At 44.4% G+C, this 19,950-nt stretch carries 14 protein-coding genes and 2 pseudogenes; 12 read left to right on the top strand and 4 right to left on the bottom strand.

Going from position 1 to position 19,950, the window contains the following annotated elements; translation table 11 throughout:
- Positions 1 to 222: 222 nt before the first annotated feature.
- Positions 223 to 3,258, bottom strand: a complete 3,036-nt coding sequence (locus tag AB4558_RS07520) for an FAD-binding and (Fe-S)-binding domain-containing protein (protein WP_372073742.1) — start codon at positions 3,256 to 3,258, stop codon at positions 223 to 225.
- Between the two features lie 222 nt (positions 3,259 to 3,480).
- On the opposite strand from AB4558_RS07520, the gene AB4558_RS07515 reads away from it, so the two are divergent.
- The 8 genes and pseudogenes from AB4558_RS07515 (at position 3,481) to AB4558_RS07480 (ending at position 9,621) form a co-directional block, all read left to right on the top strand.
- Positions 3,481 to 4,164 carry a DUF3334 family protein gene (locus tag AB4558_RS07515; protein ID WP_017059770.1) on the top strand — a complete coding sequence of 228 codons (684 nt, stop codon included), beginning with the start codon at positions 3,481 to 3,483 and terminating at the stop codon, positions 4,162 to 4,164.
- 209 nt (positions 4,165 to 4,373) lie between these two features.
- The gene (locus tag AB4558_RS07510; protein ID WP_017059769.1) at positions 4,374 to 5,063 is read left to right on the top strand and encodes a DUF2786 domain-containing protein; all 690 of its coding nucleotides are present in this window, start codon (positions 4,374 to 4,376) and stop codon (positions 5,061 to 5,063) included.
- 99 nt (positions 5,064 to 5,162) lie between these two features.
- Positions 5,163 to 5,828, top strand: a complete 666-nt coding sequence (locus AB4558_RS07505) for an OmpA family protein (RefSeq protein ID WP_372073792.1) — start codon at positions 5,163 to 5,165, stop codon at positions 5,826 to 5,828.
- A 157-nt stretch (positions 5,829 to 5,985) separates the two neighbouring features.
- Positions 5,986 to 6,553: pseudogene (locus tag AB4558_RS07500) on the top strand (tetratricopeptide repeat protein); the annotation flags it as partial.
- An 80-nt stretch (positions 6,554 to 6,633) separates the two neighbouring features.
- A pseudogene (locus AB4558_RS07495) lies at positions 6,634 to 7,071 on the top strand (hypothetical protein); the annotation flags it as partial.
- A gap of 165 nt (positions 7,072 to 7,236) precedes the next feature.
- Positions 7,237 to 7,425, top strand: coding sequence for a hypothetical protein (locus AB4558_RS07490; RefSeq protein WP_017059767.1), 189 nt, complete (start codon positions 7,237 to 7,239; stop codon positions 7,423 to 7,425).
- Between the two features lie 357 nt (positions 7,426 to 7,782).
- Positions 7,783 to 8,190 (top strand): SulA-like leucine-rich domain-containing protein, encoded by a 408-nt coding sequence (locus tag AB4558_RS07485; RefSeq protein WP_372073740.1) that lies wholly within the window; start codon positions 7,783 to 7,785, stop codon positions 8,188 to 8,190.
- A 327-nt stretch (positions 8,191 to 8,517) separates the two neighbouring features.
- Positions 8,518 to 9,621 carry a phosphoribosylaminoimidazolesuccinocarboxamide synthase gene (locus AB4558_RS07480; RefSeq protein WP_017055177.1) on the top strand — a complete coding sequence of 368 codons (1,104 nt, stop codon included), beginning with the start codon at positions 8,518 to 8,520 and terminating at the stop codon, positions 9,619 to 9,621.
- Positions 9,622 to 9,795: 174 nt separating this feature from the next.
- Here the strand turns inward: AB4558_RS07480 and AB4558_RS07475 are convergent, their stop codons facing one another.
- The gene (locus AB4558_RS07475) at positions 9,796 to 10,173 is read right to left on the bottom strand and encodes a hypothetical protein (protein ID WP_017059766.1); all 378 of its coding nucleotides are present in this window, start codon (positions 10,171 to 10,173) and stop codon (positions 9,796 to 9,798) included.
- A 203-nt stretch (positions 10,174 to 10,376) separates the two neighbouring features.
- Complete coding sequence (locus AB4558_RS07470) at positions 10,377 to 12,755, bottom strand: helicase-related protein (RefSeq protein WP_372073738.1); 2,379 nt, start codon at positions 12,753 to 12,755, stop codon at positions 10,377 to 10,379.
- Between the two features lie 183 nt (positions 12,756 to 12,938).
- On the opposite strand from AB4558_RS07470, the gene AB4558_RS07465 reads away from it, so the two are divergent.
- The 3 genes from AB4558_RS07465 (at position 12,939) to AB4558_RS07455 (ending at position 17,167) form a co-directional block, all read left to right on the top strand.
- Positions 12,939 to 14,627, top strand: coding sequence for an NAD-dependent malic enzyme (locus AB4558_RS07465; RefSeq protein ID WP_017059764.1), 1,689 nt, complete (start codon positions 12,939 to 12,941; stop codon positions 14,625 to 14,627).
- A 172-nt stretch (positions 14,628 to 14,799) separates the two neighbouring features.
- Positions 14,800 to 15,600: a vancomycin high temperature exclusion protein gene (locus AB4558_RS07460; protein ID WP_017063589.1), complete on the top strand. Its 801-nt coding sequence runs from the start codon at positions 14,800 to 14,802 to the stop codon at positions 15,598 to 15,600.
- A 196-nt stretch (positions 15,601 to 15,796) separates the two neighbouring features.
- Positions 15,797 to 17,167 (top strand): DASS family sodium-coupled anion symporter, encoded by a 1,371-nt coding sequence (locus AB4558_RS07455; RefSeq protein WP_017059762.1) that lies wholly within the window; start codon positions 15,797 to 15,799, stop codon positions 17,165 to 17,167.
- A 254-nt stretch (positions 17,168 to 17,421) separates the two neighbouring features.
- Here the strand turns inward: AB4558_RS07455 and AB4558_RS07450 are convergent, their stop codons facing one another.
- Positions 17,422 to 18,717: a GGDEF domain-containing protein gene (locus AB4558_RS07450; protein ID WP_372073736.1), complete on the bottom strand. Its 1,296-nt coding sequence runs from the start codon at positions 18,715 to 18,717 to the stop codon at positions 17,422 to 17,424.
- 302 nt (positions 18,718 to 19,019) lie between these two features.
- Between AB4558_RS07450 and AB4558_RS07445 the strand changes: the two genes are divergently transcribed.
- Positions 19,020 to 19,844 (top strand): DUF2797 domain-containing protein, encoded by an 825-nt coding sequence (locus AB4558_RS07445; RefSeq protein WP_017063586.1) that lies wholly within the window; start codon positions 19,020 to 19,022, stop codon positions 19,842 to 19,844.
- The last annotated feature ends 106 nt before the right edge of the window (positions 19,845 to 19,950 follow it).

Raw genomic sequence — 19,950 nt, 5'->3', positions numbered from 1 at the left:
TTTTACTTTAATTGGTATGACTCCGATTCCTAACACAATCATTCCATAAGGCAATGCCAGTGTCCCTTGGCTCAACTGTTGAGCGCAGAAGTATGATGCTACGAATACAATAATGAACAGTGCAACGGGTGGTACTTTTAATTCTAGAAATTTCATACTTTTCCTTATTAACATTCCTTTGTTAGTTTAGAAAAAAGCCCAGCAATTGCTGGGCTAAATGTATTAGAGAATTTTTGCTAGCGCCTGTAATGGGTGAGCAAGCTTCTCACCTTCAAAACGCTTCACTTGGCTGCGGCAAGAATAGCCCGTCACCAAGCAACGATCTTTTGGTAAGTCCTGCATTTGAGGCTTCCAGCTTAAACCATATATGTCTTTCGACATTTGTAGCTTATCGACTTCGTGGCCGAAAGTTCCCGCCATACCACAACAGCCGACAGGAACGCTGGTTAACGCCGCCCCAAAGTGTTTGAAGATAGTACCCCACTCTTTTTCAGCGTTCGGCATTTTGGTTTTCTCAGTACAGTGAGCAAACAAGTACCACATATCTTCACTTGCTGAGCGTGCTTCGAACTCACCTAGCGATGGCATTAACCATTCATGCACAGTAAGTACATCAAAGTCGCCGCGCTTGTCACCTAAGATCTCGACGTATTCATCGCGGTAACAAAGCACAAGAGCAGGATCAACACCGACCAAAGGAATTTCGATATCCGCCACCATCGACAAGAAATCCGAAGTCGATTTCGCCTCACGTGCAAAACGATTTAAGAAGCCCTTGATGTGCAACGCTTTACCATTCGGTTTGAACGGCAGCAGTACCGGAGTTTTGCCAAGTTTTTGAGCCAGAGTGACAAAGTCTTCAATCACCTCGGCATCATAGAAGCTGGTAAACGGGTCTTGAACGATCAGCACATGCTGTTTCTTCTGTTCAGAAGACAAGCCTTCTAAATACTGTAAATCGAAGAGTTGCAGCTCTTTACTCGCTAGACGATTTTTGAGCGTAGGCACCGACATCAATGGTGCATCAACATAACCGACCGTTTTAGCTGTTGCCGTTTGGATCCACTTTTGACCCAATGCAGCGTTGACTACTTTTGGCGCTTTCGCCATCAGCGGCAGCATGGTTTCAATGTTGGCAACTAGATAATCTTTTGCAGGGCGCTGGTAACGCGAGTAGTAGATGTTCAAGAATCGAGAACGGAAACTTGGTACATCGACTTTGATCGGACATTGACTCGCACACGCTTTACACGCCAAACAACCGTTCATCGCCTCATGAACTTCATGCGAGAAATCGTACTCATGGCGTTTGTTCATCGTATTGCGAACACGCTCAATCATAGTCTTAACGGGTGTGTTGTCTTTCAACGCTTCTTGCTCAAGGTCGAGAATATCAACGCCTTGTTCAGTCAGTTGACGCAACCACTCTCTTACCAAGCCTGCGCGGCCTTTGGGTGAGTGACGTCGGTCAGCCGTAACTTTCATTGAAGGACACATTGGCGAGCTAGTATCGTAGTTGAAACACAAGCCGTTACCGTTACATTCCATTGCTTGCTTGAAGCTGTCACGAACTTGTACGTCGATCTGACGGTCGTAGAAACCACGCTTGGTATCGGTGACTTTCACCAATTCAGCGTCACTTTCTAAAGGCGTACAGATCTTGCCTGGGTTCATCTTGTTGTGCGGGTCGAATGCTGCTTTAATACGTCTTAATTCGGTAAACAGCTCTTCACCAAAGAAGTCTGGGCCATACTCAGAACGGAAACCTTTACCGTGCTCGCCCCACATTAAACCGCCGTATTTCGCCACCAGCTTAACCACTTCATCAGAGACTTCATGCATCAATGCTTCTTGCATCGGGTCACACAGATCCAATGCTGGACGAACGTGTAATACGCCCGCGTCAACGTGACCAAACATGCCGTAATTCAACTCTTTTGAATCGAGTAACACTCTAAATTCAGAGATGAAATCCGCGAGGTTTTCTGGTGGTACACAAGTATCTTCAGCAAAAGCGACTGGCTTAGCTCGGCCTTTCGCCGCACCTAACAGACCCACTGCTTTCTTACGCATGTTGTAGATTCGGCCAATGCTCGCCAAATCGCTACAAACTTGAAAACCAATCACGCCGGCTTCTTCGCTTTCAACCATGGTTTCAAGGCGTGCAGTCAGCGCTTGAACTTGCTGTTCAACTTCCGCTTCATCTTGGCCTGCAAACTCAACCATGTTGATGCCAAGCATCTCTTTGTTCGGAACATCAGTCAGCAAATCGCTCACGGTGTGCCAAACGATGTCTTGCTTCGCTAGGTTCAATACTCTTGAATCTACCGTTTCAACAGACAGTGCTTTCGCTTCCACCATGAACGGCGCATTACGCAGCGCAGAATCAAACGTGTTGTATTTCACGTTAACCAGTGTGCGCGCTTTTGGAATCTTGGTTAGGTTTAACTTTGCTTCCGTGATGAATGCTAAAGAACCTTCAGCGCCACATAGAACGCGAGTTAGGTCAAAGCTGTCATCTTGTTCGTTGATTGCATTCTTTAGGTCATAGCCTGTTAAGAAGCGATTCAGCGGAGGGAATTTATCTAAGATTTGAGCGCGTTTGTCTCGACAAACCGCCTCTGTCACCGTAAGTGCATGGTGAGCGAATTCGCCCTCTACAGGTAAGCCGTGTGATAAATCAGATTCTAGACATGAACCATCTGCGAACACCGCTTGCAGCGACAATACATGGTCAGACGTTTTGCCGTACTTCAATGACCCTTGGCCCGAAGCATCGGTATTGATCATGCCACCCAAGGTTGCTCGGTTACTGGTAGAAAGGTCTGGAGAGAAAAAGTAACCATAAGGGCGAACAGCGTCGTTCAATTGATCTTTAACGACACCAGACTGAACTCTTACCCAGCCCTCTTTCTCGTTAATCTCAAGAACCTTATTCATGTATCGCGACAGGTCAACCACGACACCTTTTGTTAAAGATTGTCCGTTGGTTCCGGTACCGCCGCCACGAGGGGAAAAAGTCACGCGTTCGTAAGCGGATTTAGAAACCACTTTACCGATAAGCACAACGTCTTGCGTTGTTTTAGGAAGGATGACCGCCTGCGGCAATTGCTGATAGACACTATTATCAGTCGCCACAGCCAAACGGCTAGAATATTGAGATTCAATGTCGCCAGTAAAGCCCGCTGTTTTTAGTTCATCTAAAAAGCGTACGACAACTGGATCGACATCAGCATTGAGTTGAAGTCTTGGTAACATTTGCTTCCTGCCCCTACTTCGCTGATCCTATCAGCATTGGGTTATCTGAGATTTTTAATAATTTTCTTTGAATTTCGTCACTTTACTACTATTAAGATCATATAAAAAGGTGATCAAATCAGAATCTCAGTGCAAGAATGGAGAAATAGTCACTTTCGTCTTAATTCAGTAACAATATACTGAATAACATTTTGTTTAAGACATCTCCACGAGCACATCACAATGAAAAAAAACAAAACAGTCACAACTGAAGATATCCTTCTTAAACTATGCCAATCAGTCTCAAGCGTACTGACTTCAGCGACGGCTTCTCAGGTGTCCTATTCAGCCATGGTTCAAAAGATCAACAAGACAAGCCTAAAGCCAGATTTTGGTTGCTTCGTTCTGTTTGACGGCGGCTTTTCTGGTCTCGTTGTTATTAATTTTACGTCCAAAGCAGCGCTAGAGATCTACACCAATTACATGCGCAATATGGGCATGCCTGAAAACGAGCTTGCTGTGCTTCATACTTCAGACGAAGTGGGTGATGTATTGGGTGAGTTGATGAACCAATTAGTTGGCGATTTCACCAATAAAATCCGCAAAGAGCTGCAAACCAACATCACACAAAACCAACCGAAAATGCTGGCTCTGAACAAGCAAGTTAACCTTTCTGTTGATACCAATCTCGACCGTCCACAAGCTCGTCGTGTGACCTTCTCTACCGCTAATAACAACATCTTCTACCTTGAGCTTGCGATGGATAAGACTGAGTTCATTCAATTAGAAGAATTTGAAATCGCAGAAGACGAATGTCCAGATAGCATTCTTGAGGCGACTCAGAAAAAAATGCAAGAAGCGAACAAGCCAGCTCAAAGCTCTGGCAATGATTCTGCGGCAGATCTACTCGATGAACTGGGTATCTAGTTTACGAATGCTCTAGACATATTGAAAAAACGTGTCACTAACGCCATCAATACGCTTGATGGCGTTTTTGTTTTTACCGCCAACTGGGCTCATGCAGTTCAATGTTCACCGCCTTCCTTGTTCATCAAACCAGTTTTGCCTTTCTGTTACCCGCGAAAACATGTAAAATGTTGGACTTTTAAAAATTTGCGGTACTGATTAAATTGTCGATGGATAAGAAAAAAGCCCTAAAGAAAATTGCCAAGTGTCTTGAGCTTGGAAATTCTGCGAACGTCAATGAAGCTGCCAATGCGATAAAAATGGCGCATAACTTGATGCTGAAATATGGTCTCGAAAAAGACGATATTGAATTTATCAAGATGGGGAAAACTCAGTCCAGTCACCTGTTACCTGCAAATATCAGTTCTACACTGCTGCGTGTTATTCGCGGTATCAACACCAAATTTGGCGTAGAAGCCGTATTGCTGAATCATAAAGGCCTCAAGCGTGTTGAGTTCATTGGTGAAGCCGACCGCGCGATCTTCGCAGCGTTCGCTTTCGATATCATTTATCGTGAACTGAATGAACACACCGGCCAATTCAGAAATAGCTTTGCTGGCTCTGGCACAGGGTCCTTAGAAGTGACACGCCGCGTGAACTCGTTTGTTTCAGGCTGGGTTGAAGGTGCGCTTGAAAAGCTACCAACCATTACTCCCGACGACGAATCAAACAACAAGATCAATAACTACATTGATAAAGAATTCAAAAATATCGACCGTGAAACGTTCAAGCAGCAACTGAGAGAAGCGATGAAAAACCTCACCGCCGATTATGAAGTTGGTTTGAAGAAAGGTCGTAAATTGTCTGTTAATCGACCAGTTGGCGGTACCCAGGCAGCTAAAAAGATAACTAAATCATAGAGCCACTTTACATTGCTTCGACGTATTGATAAAAACCATCAATAAGATTTACAGGACTATGTTTGTCACTCGGATTCATTCGTTTGACAGAAGTACATGATGGAGAAATACGTTAAAAAAATCACACTAGCCCTAGCGCTTACTATCGCTTTAACGGGTTGTCAGGCAACTCAACGCCAAAACGCGACAACTGGCGAATCTGAGGCTAACTCTGCAACTCAAGGCGCTCTAATTCGTGCACTCGCTGGTGCCGTTGCTGGTGCTGCAACTGGTGACTCTAAAGACCGTGGTAAACGTGCACTTATTGGTGCTGCCGGTGGCGCCGCTGTTGGTGGTATTGGTTACTACTTTGACCGACAAGAAGCTGCCCTTCGTGAAGAGCTAATGAATTCAGGCGTTCAAGTTGAACGTGTCGGTGAGAACCAACTTCTACTTCGCCTAGAAAACGGCATCGGTTTTGATTCTGGCTCTTACGCTTTGGAATCAAGCATTCACAATACCCTTCGCGGCGTTGCTCGCATCCTAGTTGAATACCCAGACACTAGCCTAGTGATTGAAGGTCACACTGACAGCGAATCGACGAACCAAATCCTTTCTGAGCGTCGAGCTGAATCTGTTCGTGCATTCTTGATCTCTCAAGACGTTGCTGCAGGTCGTGCTATTGCTCGTGGTAACGGTGAGCGCTACCCTCTATGTGACAATAACACCTCTCAAGGTCGTGCTTGTAACCGTCGCGTAGAAATTCAAATCTTGCCGCTTAAGTAGCACGATTAAAGCCCAGTCCATCTTTATCTATTGAATTAACCTCTATATAGTTGTTTATCAGTTATGTTACTCATTTAACGTGATAATAATAATCAACGACCATAAAGCGTATTCATACTGACATATCGATTCTGGGCTTTTTTACGAGACTTATCTTTTGCTGATCCTATCCAACATTCTGTCATCATCATTTCTTAGAACACTATTTCTAGCCCTCATCTTTTCCACGATTCAACTGTCCACCACACATTTCGTGCACGCAGCAAGCAGTGATGAATTTTCACTAGAATCACAACCTCAAGATCCAGTTTCTCAATACCAATTGGCTCAAGCTTATGAATCGGGTGTCGACGTTCCTGTTAGCACCAGTGATGCATTGTATTGGTACACGCAGTCAGCAGAAAACGGCAACCCAAACGCGCAATTTAGACTGGGTGAATGGTACTTGGCAGGTACAGGTGTTGAACAAAGTAACAAGCTTGCTTTGGAATGGTTTATTAAAGCGGCGTTGCAAGGTAACCAGCGCGCACCTATCGAGGTAGCAAAACTCTACGAATCCTCGCTAGAACAAGACCTCCTTCAACCATTAGATAAAGCGCAGCTATGGTATGAAGCAGCCTTAAAAGATAATCCACAAGCAGAAGAGGGCTACAACCGCATTTTGGAAGCACAATTCAACCAGCAACGTGCAAAACAGATCTCTTCAATAGAACAGCTCGATGACAGCATCGACTCTGAAATAGACACCAGTCAGGGGGTATCTAAGCACGTTCAATCTAACCAAGCATCACGCTCTAACCTCTCCAGTTCTAACCTAACTAGCTCTGACTATATGATTGGTGCTGCGTTGGCCGTGTTGATTTCAATCATCAGCATTATTGCGACGCTCGTTATCTCAAGAAAAAGACAAGCTCTAAAGTCGGGTGATTCGCGACAGCAACAACAATCACTTGAAGCGCAGCTTAGCTCGAAGGACCTTACGATTAAGCAGCAAAAACGCCAGCTGAACACTATGTTCCACGAATTGAAGAAGCAGAAAAACAGCAAAGGTCTGAGTAATTTGCAGGTGGCCTGCGCGCTATTTGGCTACACACCTAGCTCAATCCCCGACCAGAAAAGCATCAAGATCCGATACAAACAGCTATCAAAGATCTACCATCCAGATGGTCACGGATGTGACGAAGAAATGAAGCGTTTGAACAATGCGCTAAAAACCATTTTACAAAATGTTACAAAACCGTAAACAAACACACATCTTCATTTTCCTAGATCTCAAAGATATCGATTTTATTGGTGTTGCAATCGATCCCCCTCTCAAAAACGGGTAACAAACTATTAACTAATGGGTCTTACTTGTGTCATAATTTGCGCCGAAAATACACCTGACTTAAACAGGTGAGGAGAGAATATGTTCACAATAGAAGGCGTTTGTGATTGGTGCAAAAAGCCAAGCCTAGTTAAAAAGCACGACTACCTAGATGGTAAGTGTCATCATGCATGTAACGAGTGCAATGATATTGCAACCATTGATGTTCGCCAGTTCAATATTGGTGAAATGGAAATGAGAGCAAAACTCTCCCAAGCGACATTGAGATAAGCAACACCGTGAAATATAAGAAAGCGCCTAAGGCGCTTTTTTTGTGCCTGTGGTTTTAGATCTTCTTTCTTCTTTCTTCTTTCTTCTTTGTTCTTTGTTCTCTCTTCTATACAGGTATATACAGTACTTTTCTGCAAAAACCAGTGTATACACCTGTATAAAGCTCACATTTATTCAACTTATGATACAAAACAGCAGATTCATTCAAATTTAATTTATCGAATACTTTCAATGATTTAATCATTTACCATCCATAACCTCAGACGAAATCGTCCAATAATCCCGCAAAAAACGCTTGATCTTATAAGCAACTAAAACTACTGTATACACATACAGCATGTATATAAGGACAGCAAAATGATTCAAGCACACGTTAAAGCACAACACTCTAGCCCGCTAGTTCACTGCGCATTTACATCAATTTCTCGTAAAAGCAAAAATTCAAACGAGGAAGCGTTGTTTGCAAGAATGGCGTTGCTGTCCAATCAACATCAGTGGTTACTGTTTACGGCTCAAACACCAAGACCATCGGCTAAGCAGCTTAAGCAACATAATGTTTGCTGCGACCGCGTTATTCATATGAAAGCCTCTCATCAAATGACTGAGGTAGAGACTGTCGAGAAAGCAATCCGCTCTAAGAATGCGAGCGCGATTGTTGCAAGTGCATCGATTGATCAGTTCAGCCAACAGTACCTAAGAACATTAGGGTTACGCTTTCAATGTGAAGTCTTCTTTATGGATGCAAATTCAGAGCGTATTCACTAAGCCACCTTGCTTAATAACATGTTGGCTTAATAACATGTTGGCTCAAAAACATGGTCCACAAACATAGCTTAATCTTTTAGCTAACAAACTTAATTTAACTTAAGAAACAATTCGCCAAAACACAGTCCAAACATACTGCCTTCCCCTGCCCTACAATTCGCCCATTTTTTAGCGGATTGTTAGGCGGGGGTTTTTATTTAAACAACAGATTTAGCAAACGTTTGCTTTTTCTCTGGAAGCAAATAGTAGATTGGGTATAATGCCCGTCTAATCATGTGCACACCGCACTTCTCTGTATGACGTTTGATAAAAGATAGGAATGTCTAAATGAGCCTTGCTGATCAAGTTCTTGCCGTAAATGATGACCTACCAATCCGTACTGATAAACCTGTCCACAGTGGCAAGGTTCGTTCGGTCTACTGGTTAACTGAAGAAGATAGCCAACGACTAATTAAAGAGAAAGGCTACGATGTAGCACCAGATGCGCCTTTAGCAATCATGGTGATCAGTGACCGTATCTCTGCATTTGATTGTATCTGGCGTGGTGAAGGGAATCTTAAAGGTGTTCCAGGTAAGGGAGCGGCTCTGAATGCTATCTCTAACCACTGGTTCAAATTGTTTAAAGACAACGGACTTGCTGACAGTCATATTCTTGATATCCCTCACCCGTTCGTATGGATTGTACAAAAAGCTCGCCCAGTTATGATCGAAGCGATTTGTCGTCAATACATCACTGGTTCAATGTGGCGTGCATACGCAAACGGCGAACGTGAATTCTGTGGTATCGAGATGCCTGAAGGCCTTGAGAAAGACAAGAAGTTGCCTGAGCTACTGATCACGCCTTCAACAAAAGGGATTCTGAAAGGTATTCCTGGCGTTCCAGAAGCTGACGATGTGAACATCACACGCAACAACATCGAAGATAACTTCGCAGCATTCAACTTTACTCAAGCAAGCGACATCGCGCATTACGAAAAACTTCTTAAAGAAGGCTTCAACGTAATCAGCCAAGCGCTAGCAAAAGTAGACCAAACCTTTGTTGATACCAAATTTGAGTTTGGCTACGTCAACGATGCTCAAGGCAAAGAAAAGCTTATCTACATGGACGAAGTCGGTACTCCAGATTCATCTCGCATTTGGGATACTCAGGAATATAACAACGGCAACATCGTTGAGAATTCAAAAGAAGGCTTCCGTCAGTTCTTGCTTAACTACTTCCCTGATGCCGACATTCTTTTGAATAAAGAGCGTATGCCAGAACGTGAAGCATTGGCTCGTGACAATGAACTTCCACTGGATTCTCTAATGTCTCTGTCTCGCACTTACCTTGATATCGCAGCGAAAATCACAGGTGCGGAGATCGTACTGAGCGAAAATCCTAAGCAAGAGATCATCGATGTACTGCGCGCTGACTATGGTCTAATCGACTAGTCGCTTAATTGCTAATTGCTTAATCGCTTAATCGCTTAATCTCAAAATAAAAAGCTCGAAAGCTAATAAGCTCGTAGACTCAAGTTTTAGATACTAAAAGGGCCTCAATATTTGAGGCCCTTTTTACGTGTACGTTTTTACTATTCCTCGAGAGAGATTATAGGCGAGCTGAAGTTACAGCTTAATCGTGAACTCTTCTCCAGAATTACCCGCAATCACTAAATGACTGCGCGATTCAATATACTCGATCTGCTCTTCTTCAAGTGAATATGGCATCACCACTTTGAGCTCATTGATCCCTTCCAGCTTAGCGAGCTTGAGTAAGGTAACAATGTTCGACTCATCACTTTTACGCGTCGACATTGATTTCAATGCCATCTGCCATAAACGATCCTCTGGGGTGCCCAACTCTTTAATGCTATCTCGCCAGACGGTACTGAACACTGGCGCAATTGTGGTGAGTGCTTCCAGAAAAGTCCATTTTTTACTGCATGAGGCGCCAAGAAATGTTGTGTAATCGAACTCTACACGCGTCTCTTCCTGTTTATCCATGATGTCCCCCGACACTTTGGCAACACAATATACTCAATATCTATCAACTCTTTCTTTATAGCAATAGGATATAGAAGAATAGTCTTTTATGACCTTTTGATTGGTTAAAAAGGCATATAAAAATCAAACTTGTAACAAAATAAGCACTGAAAAATCATATATGCATCTATTTGATTAATATTTTAGAGATAAAACTTATCCATCTATTTGATATCAATTATTCGACTCGCTTTTTTGAACTGAATACGCCAACCAGACCATGTCGGTAGCTCCCAACGTTTTGGCGATAACTTTCGGCTACCCGACTGATAATGGACGTAAATCAGCTTTCTTGCGGGCAAGTATTCAACATCGAGTTGCAAGTCGGCAAGGCTCAATGCAAACGGGTATTTTTCCGAAAATTCTGAGTAGAGCCAAGTTGGAATGCCATCGAACGGTATGTCTGCATGATCGAACATTTCCAATTCGCTGACATCAGTAACACCTAGTACTTCAAGCTGCTCTATAAACCATAGCTCAAAGTTAATGTTCTCAATTTCTGGTGTGTATTTAGTTTGTTCATCGAGACCAAGTTTCACATACAACTGCCAGTGTTTGATTTCTTGAGTGCGAGCCTTTGCAAAACCGGGAAGCTGCTCTCCATTTAACACAAGGTCGACGATAGGTTTTAACGATAGTTGCCCTTCAGCGGCGACGAGTTTGGTTGTAATCGTGCGGCCTGCGTACACCAATGCCATCTCGGTAAAAACACCATCATCATTCACAACGGTTTCGCCTTGCTCCCACTCTCCTAGTTCAGCATCAATGAGAAGCTCAAGAGGAATGGGTGTCGTGACCGTCGCTAAGGTCAGTGTTTGCTTAACGCCTCTTCCCGGCAAGCTGTGAGTATCCAACACCAACATCGCTTGTGCATTATCAGGGAAACGGTTCTGACGACCGAGCACCACTTCTAAAACACCATTGGCAAAGGCTTCTTTCCTTTTCAGTCGGCGCACAAACACCAGTTCAGGATGCAGATTCACAATGGTCTTGAGCAATTCAATGCGTTGGAAACGTGACGCGACTTCTAGCTGAGGAAGTTCAAATACCTCCCGCATTTGCTTCGCCAATCCTTGAGCTTCATTCAGAGCCTGTTGGTCGATGTCTAAATGCGGATATTCTCGACCGCGCACAATCTGAATCAACAGGCTTAAATCACACCCTTCCTTCTCTTGTTGCGCGAGCGCTTCAAGATGTTCTGCATTGTTTGGTAACTGATACAAGCGAGCAGGAACGGACAGCGCCGCAGTGAGATCAACCATCGCCTCTTTTAATGCTTTGGTTTTGATTCGAGTAACGATATCGGCATACAAAGCATCAATCGGCAACGGATACAGCTTTTTACCATGCTCGGTAACTTGATGGTCGGCGTTAATCGCTTCCATCGTCAGCAAGGTTTGAGTTGCACTGTTGAGTGATTTCTCTGGAATAGGGTCAAGGAAGGACAAGCTCTCAAGCGGAGATCCACAACATGCTGCGGCCAACATAGGTTCAGTCAGCTCTTCACGCTGCAATTCAGGCGGTGTGACTAACTCTAACGCCGCATGTTCACCATATAGACGCACGCAAACGCCATCCATTACCCTACCCGCGCGGCCAGCTCGCTGTTTGGCACTCGCTCGTGATATGGATTTAAGCATCAGTGTGGTTCTGCCATTACGCTGAACGGTGCGTCTCTCTAATCCTGAATCTATCACCACGCCAATGTCAGGAATGGTTAATGAGGTTTCTGCAACGTTGGTCGCAAGGATGACCTTTCTCAAACCATTACCTTCAGTATTGATATTACGACCCGATAACGCTGAATCTCGCTCTTTATCACTGACCGACGCATGCAATTTAACAACTTGGATATCTGGATTTTTCGCTAAGGCTTGTTCGCATTGCACGATCTCTTTTTTACCCGGTAGAAAAACCAACATATCGCCAGAAGAAGCGATCAACTGATGATTAACTTCTTCCACGATGCGCTGCCCTAGATGTCGACTATCAGGCAGTGTTCTGGATTCATTCGCTCTGTGCTCAATCTCAACTTGATAGGTTCGCCCTTCACAGCTTATGCGATTCGCATCCAAATAATGAGCAAGGCGTTCACCCTCAATGGTTGCTGAAGTGATCACCAAACGATGACTCGCTTTTTGTTTCAGAATCGCCACCAGCAGATCAATGTCCCAGCGCCTCTCGTGAAACTCATCCACCACGATCACATCAAAACTAGCTAATCCATCTTCTGATAACCAACGCAGCGCGATACCGGGCGTCACAAAAACAACGTTAGTTTGCTCGTTGTATTCCGACTCAAGCTTAATCGCATAGCCCACTTTGCTACCCAACTTCTCGCCTGATCGCTGCGCGAGATATTTAGCCAGTGACGTACACGCGATGCGTCTTGGCTCCACCACTAACACTCGTCCATGTTGAGAGGCCCAAAGTGGCAGGCGCGTTGATTTACCTGATCCGGTTTCCGCCTCTACGACAAGGTGAGAATTAGCGATTTGTTCGTGGAATACGTTTTGATAAGCATCGATGGGAAGTAATGACATAAAATGGCGAGTAGCGAAAAAGTGTGAGCAAAGTATAACGAATTATCGTGTTGAAATTCGATAAGTGTGGGACAGAGGTAAGAATATCATTTTGTTTGCTCAGATCGCGGAGAAACTATTTACAATTGAATAACTAAACCGTTATCATTTTTTAGTTACCCTTTCTCCCATATTAGGCATCCAATGAACAACGATAAACGCCCTCTATATATCCCTTATGCTGGTCCTGCTCTACTAAGTACACCTCTTCTAAACAAAGGCAGCGCATTCTCTGCTGAAGAGCGCAGTTCTTTCAACCTTGAAGGTTTGTTACCGGAAACAACCGAAACAATCCAAGAGCAAGTAGGACGTGCATACAAACAATATTGTAACTTCGAAAGTGATATGGATAAGCATATCTACCTTCGTAACATCCAAGACACTAATGAAACGCTTTTTTATCGTTTAGTTCAAAACCACATCTCTGAAATGATGCCTATCATTTATACACCAACAGTTGGCGCAGCATGTGAGAACTTCTCAAATATTTACCGTCGTGGCCGTGGTCTGTTTATCTCATACCCGAACCGCGATCGTATCGATGACCTACTGAATAATGCGACAAACCACAACGTTAAAGTTATCGTGGTTACGGATGGTGAGCGTATTCTTGGTTTGGGAGACCAAGGCATCGGTGGTATGGGTATTCCAATTGGTAAGCTAGCACTTTATACAGCTTGTGGCGGTATCAGCCCAGCTTACATGCTACCAATCGTGCTCGATGTGGGTACTAACAACCCTCAACGTCTTGCTGACCCAATGTACATGGGCTGGCGTCATCCTCGTATTACGGGTGCTGACTACGATGCATTCGTTGAAGAGTTCATCCAAGCGGTTCAACGCCGTTGGCCTGATGCATTAGTTCAGTTCGAAGATTTCGCACAAAAGAACGCAATGCCACTGCTTGAGCGCTACAAAGATCGCATCTGTTGTTTCAACGATGATATCCAAGGCACAGCAGCCGTAACGGTTGGTTCTCTACTTGCAGCATGTAAAGCAGCAAACAGCAAACTTTCAGATCAACGCATCACCTTCTTAGGTGCGGGTTCTGCAGGTTGTGGTATTGCTGAAGCTATCATTGCCCAAATGGTGTCTGAAGGTATCAGCGATGCACAAGCTCGCTCTCAAGTTTACATGGTTGACCGTTGGGGTCTGCTACAAGAAGGCATGCAAAACCTGCTTGATTTCCAACAGCGTCTGGTTCAAACCAACGAAAACACCAAAGACTGGGAAAGCGATGGCACTGGTTTCTCTCTACTAGACGTAGTTCGCCACGCGAAACCAACCGTATTGGTTGGTGTGTCTGGTGCTCCAGGTCTATTCAGCAAAGAAGTCATCAAAGAGATGAACCTACACAGTGAACGCCCTATCGTGTTCCCACTGTCGAACCCAACAAGCCGTGTTGAAGCGACGCCAAACGACATTATTCGTTGGACTGATGGCCAAGCACTTGTTGCGACAGGTAGCCCATTTGAGCCAGTCGTTCACAACGGCACAACTTACCCAATCGCTCAGTGTAACAACAGCTACATCTTCCCAGGTATTGGCCTTGGTGTATTGGCTGTGAATGCTTCACGCATCACTGACGAAATGCTAATGGAATCAAGCCGTGCACTTGCTACGTGTTCTCCACTAGCAATCAATGGCACAGGTGCTCTACTTCCACCATTGGAAGAGATCCACACGGTATCTAAGAAAATTGCTCTTGCGGTAGGTAAAAAGGCGATTGAACAGGGCGTTGCTCTAGAGATCACTGAAGAAGCACTGCAACAAGCGATTGACCAGCACTTCTGGCAGCCAGTTTACCGTCGCTACAAGCGCACGGCATTCTAATAAAGCGTACTGCGCTTGGAATAAAGAGCGTTAACGACTCTTATATGAGCCTCTGCAATTGCAGGGGCTTTTTTCTTTAAACTGTCTTGTCTTTTTAACTGATTTTTCTCATTTTTATTTGGTATTATCGAGCACTCAAAAATTAATGCTCAGTGAAAGGACCATACCGAGAGTGAAATTTGATTCTCACATTATCCGTAGCTACATAAAAAAAGCTTACAAAAAACTGCAAGGTTTTCTGTTTGGCGCTTTCCTCGTGTTCTTAGTAGGCAGCGCTGCGGTTATTGCGATCGATTATTGGGTTTCATGGCAAGCGGAAGATCGCATCATCTACGATATAGATGAAGTGCCCGAGCTTGAGGTCGCCGTTGTGCTTGGCACGAGCAAATATTTGGGTCGAACACTCAACGACTATTATAAGCACCGAATCGAAGCCGCGATTGAGCTGTTCGACCGTGAAAAAGTCGACCAGTTTCTGTTAAGTGGTGATAACGCTCATCGCTCTTACAATGAGCCGTGGACGATGAAACGCGACTTGCTGAAAGCGGGTGTACCCGATGAACGCATTAACCTCGATTACGCAGGCTTTAGAACCTTAGACTCGATTGTTCGCGCTAAAAAGATCTTCGACACCGACAACTTCCTGATCATTACTCAGAAATTCCACTGTGAAAGAGCACTATTTATCGCTAATTCTTACGATATTCATGCACAATGTTTAGCGGTTTCAGGCCCTACTCATCATTCAGGCACCTCTATCCGTTTGCGTGAAGTTTTTGCGCGTACCAAAGCCTTCTTAGATTTGTATATTATGGGGACAACGCCAAAGTTCCTTGGACCTAAAGAGCCCATTCAATCGAGTCCAAAACCGGAATCATTTCCGATTCCAAACCCTATGACTGACCCCTCTGTAAACCCTGTTGTAGATCCTACAACAAACCCTATTGCAGACCCAGCAGAGACAGATGTGTAGAAAACTACACATTTTGAATTTGTTGCCTCACATTTCCCCACTGTTACACAAAAACACACCAACACGCCTTTATTAACTTAAGTAACATTCTCCCAACAAAGTCTGACCCTACATCAAGCTATATACCTCGAAAATAATAAGCACGACTCAATGAAGTCGTGCACCAATAAAACGAGGATAACAAAAGGAGCGTCTTATGACGGCACTTGTTACTACACTGAAACACTGGTTGTTCACCCGCAACAGCATGATATTAATTGGTAATTTCACGCTATTCGCACTCTTACTCAACACCCTTCCTTTCGAATCACAAGTCAATACTGGTTTGAGTATTCTCGTGTTCGTTGCGGTTCTATGGTTAACCGAAGCTATTCATGTCAGCATCACCGCTCTGCTCGTTCCACTCTTGGCTGTCTTGTTTGGTGTGTTCAATACGCCCGCAGCGCTGGCTAACTTTTCAAACCCGATCATCTTCTTATTCATGGGTGGCTTCGCATTAGCAGCTGCACTGAACAAGCAAGAGCTAGATAAAGCGATAGCTGACAAAGTGCTGCTGATAGCAAAAGGCAGAATGTCGGTCGCTGTGTTCATGTTGTTCGGTGTGAGTGCAGGTCTATCAATGTGGATCTCAAACACAGCCACCACAGCAATGATGCTTCCTCTTGTTCTTGGCATCATGAACAAGGTTGACCAAAGTGAAGACCGCAACACCTACGTGTTCGTACTACTGGGTATTGCTTACTGTGCTTCAATCGGTGGTATCGCAACCTTGGTTGGTAGCCCACCAAACGCAATTGCGGCGGCAGAAGTTGGCTTGAGCTTCACAGAGTGGATGGCACTTGGCCTACCAATCTCAATGATCTTACTGCCAATCGCGATGATTATTCTTTACGTGATGACTAAGCCGAAGCTTGACCACAAATTCGAGCTAGACCATGCCCCAGTTGAATGGACAAACAGCAAGAAAATCACACTGTCTATCTTCCTTCTAACCGTAACGCTTTGGATATTCGGTAAACCAATCAACGCAATGATTGGCGGATTCTCTAAATTTGATAGCTTGGTAGCGATTGGCGCAATTGTACTGCTTGGCGCTTCTAGAGCGGTGGAATGGAAAGATGTTGAGAAGACAACGGACTGGGGTGTTCTTATCCTGTTCGGTGGCGGTATCTGTTTAAGTAACATTCTGAAAGCGACAGGAACCAGCGTATTCCTAGCACACTCACTAAGCGGATTTTTAGAAACAGCTGGCGTACTGCTTACGATTCTAGCCGTGGTAGCGTTCGTGGTATTCCTAACGGAATTTGCGAGTAACACAGCGAGTGCAGCACTTCTGGTGCCAGTATTCGCAACCATCGCTGAAGCACTTGGTATGTCGCCAGTTATCTTGTCTGCTCTGATCGCTGTCGCTGCATCTTGTGCCTTCATGCTACCAGTAGCGACACCTCCTAACGCAATCGTGTTTGGCTCGGGTCACATCAAGCAGAAAGAGATGATGCGAATCGGTATGGTGTTGAACCTAGTTTGTATCCTAGTTCTGACTCTGTTCGCTTGGATCTTCTGGTAAACACTAACGTTCTATAAGCGCATGCTTACAGGAATGCTCCCCTAAACTGGTTGAACTTCCCCCGGTTCAACCAAGACAAAAATGCCCGTTCAGCGTAAGCAAGCACTGAACGGGCATATAAAAACAAGAAACGCTTTCCCTTTTGGTGGCCCCGCGCCACCTTTTTTGTTTTGGCTTTTGGGAGAAGAACCATAAAAACGCCACACGTTACATATGCACGTGTGGCTTATAAACTCATCAAAACAATTTTCAGATTAGTGACTCAAGATCACCTGGTTTCGACCTGAATGCTTTGCTTGATATAAAGCTTCATCAGCGCGAGCAATGGTCTCTGTCACTCGCTCTTGCTTCATCTCGGCAACACCGATACTGCATGTCAGCGGATCGCCATGAACCCAAAGGTGCTGGCTAACCAATAATCGAATGCGTTCAGCTTTTATCTGCGCCTCTCCGGCTTCGGTCTCAGGGCAAAAAACAATGAACTCTTCACCACCCCATCTCACCAACTTGTCGGTAGCGCTGATCGAACTGCCCACCACCATGCTGAACTCGCGTAAAATATGGTCACCCATTTGATGTCCGTACTTGTCATTTACACTCTTGAAGTAGTCGATATCGAGATACAACATACCCAGCTTGCCATGTCCTTGCTTCACATGTTGTGACTGCATTTTCAACCAATCACGAATCGCGTGGCGGTTTAGTATTCCGGTTAACTCATCACGATGGGCCATCTCTGAAAATTCAAAATTCTGTTCTCTCAGTGCGCGATTGACGTTCTTTAAGTGGTGATGTCTTTTCTCTGCGATCACCATGCGTTTTCTTGAACGGCTTAACTCTGACAGCAAGAATACGGTGCCCGTCCCCACCCACACAAACAGTAGGATCATGAACAAGCTTTCTGCGGTGATATACGAACCTTCGAACTCAATACTGCGGATGACGATTCTGTGGTGACCGAGTTTCGCTCCAGACGCAGTAGCAAACTCAACCATATTCACATTCGAAAATTCAGGGGCCGAATGCTCTAACGCAATGTCGTTGTCAGCCAGCCACCATGTCATCACTTGCAGATTTTTGATCGGGATTTCAATCACACCACCATCGATTCCTGGAGAAAACTCCATCCCATTGTACTTGTGCGTGTACTCGTCATCAGGAACTGAATAAGTAGGGTTGTAGTTACGTAGATAGGTTCTCAAACGGCCACTAGAGTCAGCCTCCGCATGGTAATCAATGTTCACTCTAAAGGTGTGGTACTGAGAAAGGTCAAGGCCCGAGGTGATGTCAGGGTTGATACGAATCGACAGCCCACAGTAAGGCCACGGATACTCCGACTCTTTAAGTTCACAGTCGAGAATATACTGCCCATTTTCGTAGGATAACTGGGACGTACTGACTCCCCTATCAACTTGATCACTGGTCGCGATAAATTCATATTTATCAGGGGTAATTGCCGTTATCACACGATTTCCGCTCACACGGTAATACTGCACAATGGCAAGTGTTGCGATAACTAAAAAGATAACAATCTTATGGATCCACTTCACGTCTAAGCTTCCGGCTTAAGGTCCCTATAAATGGGATTTCATGATAAAAAATAACCTGAGTGGATTAATGATATTGATGCCAATAATCCACTAAAAAGCGTTATATCACGCCTGAACAAAATGTCATACCATAATTTAAACTGAGTGTTTACCATCAATTATCCATCGCAATAATCGAGCAATATTGCGTATAAAAGCAGACTCTATTTGTTATACTCATCGCAAATCATCGTTGACCGTATCGCCTGTTCACAAGGCGAGCGAGTGGACGAAATAATAATCAAAATACAACGAGTAATGTCATGTCTTTATTAGCAAAAGGAACACTCAAGAAGATGAGTGCTTCCCTTGATGGTGCGGTTACTTACCGTTTACCTGTAGGTGAAGAGTTTGTAGAGCTAAACCCTCTGATTGGTAAAACCATCAACCTTACCCATACCGGCAATATTTTTTGTTGTTCGTGTGGTAAGAAAACCAAGAAAAGCTACTCTCAAGGCCACTGCTTTGTGTGCATGAAAAAGCTAGCAAGCTGCGACATGTGCATCATGAAACCAGAGACTTGTCACTACGATGAAGGCACATGTCGTGAGCCTCAATGGGGTGAAGAGAACTGCATGGTTGATCACTTCGTTTACCTATCAAACACATCAAGCCTAAAGGTGGGTATCACTCGTCATACTCAAATCCCTACCCGTTGGATTGACCAAGGCGCGACTCAAGGTTTGCCTATCTTGAAGGTAAAAACACGTCAGATCTCTGGCCTGATCGAAGTTGAGTTAGCGAAGCACATTGCTGACAAAACCAACTGGCGCACGCTGCTAAAAGGCGATGGCGACGATATGGAGTTGGTAGAAAAAGCCAAAGAACTATTGCCATTGGTTGAAGATAAGATCCAAGAGATCAGAGCGAAGTTTGGTGACGATGCAATCGAGATTCTGAGCGAAAACATCACTTCACTGAGCTACCCGGTTGAGCAGCACCCAGTGAAGATTGTATCGCACAACTTTGATAAGAATCCTGAAGTGACAGGCGTACTTCAAGGCATTAAAGGCCAATACCTTATCCTAGATACAGGTGTGATTAACATCCGTAAATTTGGTTCTTACGAAGTGGAAGTGTCTGCATAACTTGTAGAACTTAAACGTTTCTTATAGTTAGAAGCGCTTAGTGAATAGCCAAAAAATAAAATGCCCTCAAGTGATGACTTGAGGGCATTTTTCGTTGTCGATCCTA

It is taken from the genome of Vibrio sp. 10N.222.51.C5 (assembly GCF_041474575.1).
In the GTDB taxonomy this organism is placed as follows: domain Bacteria; phylum Pseudomonadota; class Gammaproteobacteria; order Enterobacterales; family Vibrionaceae; genus Vibrio; species Vibrio crassostreae_C.
The sequence above is the reverse complement of the archived record's forward strand: the minus strand, read 5'-3'. Positions and strand labels throughout refer to the sequence as shown.